The organism is Sphingomonas sp. CCH9-F2, from assembly GCF_001556735.1.
In the GTDB taxonomy this organism is placed as follows: domain Bacteria; phylum Pseudomonadota; class Alphaproteobacteria; order Sphingomonadales; family Sphingomonadaceae; genus Sphingomonas; species Sphingomonas ginsenosidimutans.
Genome location: NZ_LSJO01000463.1, coordinates 1 through 5,709, shown reverse-complemented (window position 1 = coordinate 5,709; position 5,709 = coordinate 1). Strand labels below are relative to the sequence as shown.

Genomic DNA, 5,709 nt, shown 5'->3' with positions numbered 1-5,709 from the left:
GGGGTGGCGTTGCGGGTGGGGTCGGTGTTGAACCTGTCGCTGCCCGGCGAGCTGATCCGGCATGCGCGGATCGTGTGGGGCGATGGCGAGATGTTCGGGTGCGAGTTCGCCAAGCCGTTGACGGACGCCGAATTATTGCGCGTCAGCGAGGCGACGCGGGACGCCCGTCCGCGATCGTGACCGTCCGCGCGGGGCGATCGACCGTCACGCGCACGTCGTCCAGCTGCATCACGAAACCCGGTGCGCACGCCCAGTCGGCGTCCAAAAGCGGCGTCCCGTCGAGGGAAAACCACGCCAGGTCGTGACGAATCGCGACGGTGCGTAGCGGGGACGCACCGCGACGAAGCGCGGACAAATGCGCCACGAACGCCTCCAGATCGCGGTTTCGGCCCGTCCAGTCGAGCCAGGTGATGTCATTGTCCTGCGCATAGGCGTTGTTGTTGCCGCGCTGCGTGCGCCCGAATTCGTCCCCGGCACACAAAAGGACCGTACCGCGCGCGGCAAACAGCGTCGCCAGCAGCGCGCGGGCGTCCGCGTCGGGATCGGGGCTGATCCAGCACAGCTCGCCATGATGGCCGTCGCGATTGCCCTCGCCATTGGCGTGGTTGCGGCGATCGGCGTAGCGGACGGTATCGGCCAGCGTGAAGCCGTCGTGCGCGGCGACGAAATTGACGCTGCGGGTGCGGTCGGCGCCGAAGATGTCGCTGGACCCGGCGATCCGCGTCGCCAGCGCCCCCGCCCCGCCGTCGCCGCGCCAGAAGCGGCGGACGTCGTCGCGGAAGCGGTCGTTCCATTCCAGCCAGCCGTCGGGAAAGGCACCCAGCTGGTAGCCGCCCGGCCCGGTATCCCATGGCTCGGCGATCATCACGCGGCGCGACAACAGCGGATCGGCGGCGATCTCCGCGAAGACCGGCGCGGCCGCGTCGAACCCCGGCCCGCGCGCCAGCACCGTCGCCAGATCGAAGCGGAAGCCGTCGACCCCCGCCTGCGTCACGAAATGGCGCAGCGACGCCAGGAACAGCCGCCGCACCGCCGGGTTCGCGAAATCGAGCGTATTGCCGGTCCCGGCATCGTTGATGAGCGTGCCGTCGGGCGCGCGCGCGTACATGGCATCGTCCAGCCCGCGCAGCGCCAGCGTCGGCCCCATCAGGTCGCTTTCGCCGGTATGGTTGAAGACGAGGTCGAGGATCACCCCGATCCCGGCAGCGCGCAGCGCCGCGACCGTCGCGCGCAGTTCCGCGATGCCGCCAGGCGCCAGCCGCGGATCGAGCGCCATCGGCACGACCGGATTGTAGCCCCAGGCGTTCGACAGGCCGAGCGGCGGCAGGTGGCGTTCGTCGATCCACGCGACGACCGGCATCATTTCGACCGCGTCGACGCCGATATGGCGCAGGTGCGCGATCACAGCGGGATGCGCCAGCGCCGCGATCGTCCCGCGCTGCGTCGCGGGCACGTCGGGATGCCGCATCGTAAAACCGCGGACGTTGAGTTCGTAGATCACCCCGCCCGGTTCGAACAATGGCGGCAGATCGAGCGCGGGCAGCGGCGCGGTGACGATCGCGCGCGGCACCAGCGCAGCGGTATCCTGACCGACGACACCGAGGCGCGGATCATAGGCAAACGGACGGTCGAGCGTGACGGCTTCGGGATCGACGAGCAGCTTGGCCACGTCGAACGGTGGCGGGCCATCGGCGCGATAGCCGTAGCGCGCGGCCTCCCCGATACCGGCGACCGTGACACGCCAGTCGTCGCCGTCGCGCGCCATCGCGATACGGCGTTCCCCGTCGTCGTCGTCGAACAGGCACAGCCAGACGGTGTCGGCGCGCGGGCTGCGCACCGAAAAGACGACGGCGTCGCCCGCGAGCGTCGCGGTCACGTCACCACGTCGGGACGGGTGCGGCCGGTATGGCGCGCGATCCCGGCGATCTCCTCCGCCGCGGCGACGATATCGGCCAGCATCGTGCCGGTGTCGGTATCGAGATAGCCGTCCGCCGGCTCATAGCGCTCCAGATAGACGCGCAGCGTCGCGCCGCTGGTGCCCGTGCCCGACAGGCGGAAGACGACCCGGCTGCCGCCGTCGAACAGTACGCGCACGCCCTGATTGGCGCTGATCGACCCATCGGTGGGATCGCGATAGGCGAAATCGTCCGCAGCGGCGACGGTGAGCGGGCCGAAGCGCCGCCCCGGCAGCGCCGGCAGATCGGCGCGCAACGCGGCGATCAGCGCGTCGGCGGCGGCGCTGTCCACGCCCTCGTAATCGTGGCGGGCGTAATAGTTGCGGCCGAAGCGCGCCCAGTGGTCGCGCGCGATCTCATCGACGCTCTTACCGGTTGCGGCAAGGATGTTGAGCCACAGCAGCACCGCCCACAGCCCGTCCTTTTCGCGGACATGGTCGCTGCCGGTGCCCGCGCTTTCCTCGCCGCAGATCGTCGCCATGCCGGCGTCGAGCAGGTTGCCGAAGAATTTCCACCCGGTCGGCGTCTCGAACGCGGGGATGCCCAGCGCGGCGGCGACGCGATCGGCGGCGGCGCTGGTCGGCATCGAGCGCGCGATCCCCTCCAGCCCGGCGGCATAGCCGGGGGCGAGATGCGCATTGGCCGCGAGCATCGCCAGACTGTCCGACGGGGTGACGAACCGCCCGCGCCCGATGATGAGGTTGCGATCGCCGTCGCCGTCCGACGCGGCACCGAAATCCGGCGCGTCGGCGGACAGCATCAGATCGTACAGGTCGCGCGCATGGACCAGATTCGGGTCGGGGTGGTGCCCGCCGAAATCCTCCAGCGGGGTGCCGTTGCGCACCGTGCCGGGCGCGAAACCCAATCGGCGTTCGAGAATCTCGGTCGCATAGGGGCCGGTCACCGCGCTCATCGCGTCGAACGCGACGGTCAGCCCGGCGGCGCGGATCGCGTCGAAATCGAACAGCGTTTCCATGAGGTCGGCATAATCGGCGACAGGATCGACGATCTCGACCGTCATTCCCTCCACCGTCACCTCGCCCGGCGTGTCGAGGTCGAGGTCGGGGCCGCTGGCGGCATGCCATTGCGTGATCGACAGCGTGCGCGCGTGGATCGCCTCGGTCACCTTTTCGGGCGCTGGACCGCCGTTGGCGACGTTATACTTGATCCCGAAGTCCTCGGCCGGGCCGCCCGGATTGTGGCTGGCCGACAGTACCAGCCCGCCCAGCGCGCCGCGCCGCCGGATCAGGTGCGAGGCGGCCGGAGTGGACAATATGCCGCCCTGCCCCACCACCACGCGCGCGAAGCCGGCGGCGGCGGCCATGCGGATCGCGGTCTGGATCACGGTGCGGTTGAGGTAGCGCCCGTCGCCGCCGATCACCAGCGTCGCGCCCTGCTTCCCCTCCACCACGTCGAACACCGACTGGATGAAGTTTTCGGCATAGTTCGGCTGCTGGAAGACCTTCACCTTCTTGCGCAGGCCGGACGTGCCCGGCTTCTGATCGCCGAACGGCTGGGTCGGGACGGTACGGATCATGCAGTGCAAAGCCCCCGGTAGAGTTGGGCGTAGCGCAGGCCGCTCTTCGCCCAGGAAAAGTCGCTGCGCATCCCGCGCCGCTGGATCATCGCCCAGCGATCCGGCGTGGCGTGAAGCGCGATGGTGCGCGCGATCGCGGTATGGAGTTCGTCGCGCGACACATGGTTGAACTGTATCCCGGTCCCGACGCCGGCGTCGAGCGCGGCCTCGTTCGCGTCGATCACGGTATCGGCGAGCCCGCCGGTGCGCGCGACGACCGGCACGCACCCATAGGCCAGGCCATAGAGCTGGGTCAGCCCGCACGGTTCGAAGCGGGACGGGATCAGGATCGCGTCCGCCCCGCCCTGCAACAGATGCGACAGGGGTTCGTCATAGCCGATGTGCACGCCGATGCGCCCCGGATGGCGATCCGCGGCAAGGCGAAAGGCATGTTCGAGCGCCGCGTCGCCCGAACCGAGCAGCGCCAGCCGCCCGCCCGCCGCAACCAGCGCGTCGAGGCATTCGGCCAGCACGTCCATGCCCTTTTGCCAGGTCAGCCGGCTGATGACGGTGAACAGCGGGCCGTCGCCGGCGTCCAGCGCGAACTGCGCCTCCACCGCGCGCTTGTTCGCGGCGCGGCGCGGCAGCGTGCGATCGGTGTAACGCGCGGCCATTGCCGCGTCGGTCGCGGGGTTCCACACCGCCGGATCGATGCCGTTGACGATACCGGTGACGCGCGCGGCATGCGCGGCGACCAGCCCCTCCAGCCCCATGCCAAACGCGGGGTCGAGGATTTCGCGCGCATAGGTGGGGCTGACGGTGGTGATCGCGTCGGCGCTTTCCAGCCCGCCCTTCAGCAGGCCGACGCCGCCGTAATATTCGACGCCATCGATCGCAAAGGCTTCGGCCGGAAGAGCGAGATCGGCGAACACCGCGGCATCGTAGCGGCCCTGAAAGGCAATATTGTGAACCGTTACCACCGTGCGCGCCGGGGTGCCCGGACCGGGGGCGTAGCGCAGATAGGCGGCGGCGAGCGCGGCCTGCCAGTCGTGCGCGTGGAGGATATCGAACCGCCGCCCCCTCACCGCGCCGGACGCCAGATCGGCGGCGGCGCGCGACAGCGCGGCGAAGCGGCGCCAATTGTCGTCCCAGTCGCGCCCCAGCGCATCGGTGTACAGGCCGCCGTCGCGCGCGAACAGCACGGGCGCTTCCAGCACCAGCAGCGAGTGCGTGCCGTCGAGCGTGCCCGCCAGCAGCCGCGCGGGCGTGCCGAGCAGGTCGGGCCAGCGGTGGATCGCGCGCGGCTTGTCGAGCGAACGCAGCACCGCGGGATAGCCGGGCAGCAGCGTCGTCACCGCCACGTCGTGCGGGGCGAGCGCGGCGGGAAGCGCGCCGACGACATCGGCCAGACCGCCGGTCTTGACCAGCGGATAGGCCTCCGACGCGACCGAAAGCGCCGCGATGGTCATCGCGCGCGGCCGCCGCCAGCGGCGGGGCACGAACCGGCGGCGATGCGCACGGGGCACCGCATCGTCATCCCAGCGCGTCGATCATCGGCTGGGTGATGAGCGAGATTCCCTTGTCGGTGCGGCGGAAACGGCGCGCGTCCAGCTCCGCATCCTCGCCCACCACCAGCCCGTCGGGGATCACCACGCCGCGATCGATCACGACGCGCGACAGCCGCGCACCGCGCCCGATCTTGCAATAGGGCAACACGACCGCCTCATCGAGCGAGGAGAAGCTGCGCGCGCGGGTGCCGGTCGACACCAGGCTGCGATGGATGTTGGCGCCGGAGATGATGCAGTCGCCGGAGATCAGGCTGGACACCGCCTGGCCGCGGCGCCCGTCCTCGTCATGGACGAACTTGGCGGGAGGGGTCAGCTCGGCATAGGTCCACAGCGGCCATTCGCGGTCGTAGAGATCGAGCTGTGGCACGACGTCGGTCAAGTCGATGTTCGCTTCCCAATAGGCATCGACGGTGCCGACGTCGCGCCAATAAGCGGCGGGTTCCTCGGGCGAGCGGACGCAGCTGGCGGAGAAACGGTGCGCGACCGCCTTCGCGCCCGTCACCAGGTGCGGGATGATGTCCTTGCCGAAATCGCGGCTCGACTTGGGGTCGGCGGCGTCGCGGCGCAGTTCCTCGATCAGCGTGCGGGTGTGGAAGACGTAGATGCCCAGGCTGGCGAGCGCGACGTCGGGCTGGCCGGGGATCGCGGGGGGATCGGCGGGCTTCTCGAC

At 70.2% G+C, this 5,709-nt stretch carries 4 protein-coding genes and 1 pseudogene; 1 reads left to right on the top strand and 4 read right to left on the bottom strand.

Features of this window, described 5'->3' with window-relative positions; translation table 11 throughout:
• A pseudogene (locus AX685_RS22660) lies at positions 1-180 on the top strand (hypothetical protein); the annotation flags it as partial.
• Here the strand turns inward: AX685_RS22660 and AX685_RS12905 are convergent.
• The 4 genes from AX685_RS12905 to AX685_RS12890 all read right to left on the bottom strand — a co-directional run.
• Positions 143-1,876: a glycogen debranching protein gene (locus tag AX685_RS12905; RefSeq protein ID WP_066489302.1), complete on the bottom strand. Its 1,734-nt coding sequence runs from the start codon at positions 1,874-1,876 to the stop codon at positions 143-145. The pseudogene AX685_RS22660 and the gene AX685_RS12905 overlap by 38 nt on opposite strands.
• Positions 1,873-3,492, bottom strand: a complete 1,620-nt coding sequence (locus AX685_RS12900) for an alpha-D-glucose phosphate-specific phosphoglucomutase (protein WP_066489300.1) — start codon at positions 3,490-3,492, stop codon at positions 1,873-1,875. Before AX685_RS12900 ends, AX685_RS12905 begins: the two co-directional genes overlap by 4 nt.
• Positions 3,489-4,940 (bottom strand): glycogen synthase GlgA, encoded by a 1,452-nt coding sequence (gene glgA, locus AX685_RS12895; RefSeq protein ID WP_066489298.1) that lies wholly within the window; start codon positions 4,938-4,940, stop codon positions 3,489-3,491. The genes AX685_RS12900 and glgA overlap by 4 nt, the downstream gene beginning before the upstream one ends.
• Before the next feature lie 64 nt (positions 4,941-5,004).
• Positions 5,005-5,709, bottom strand: a 705-nt coding sequence (locus AX685_RS12890; RefSeq protein ID WP_269450488.1) for a sugar phosphate nucleotidyltransferase, incomplete at its 5' end; no start/stop codon positions are given.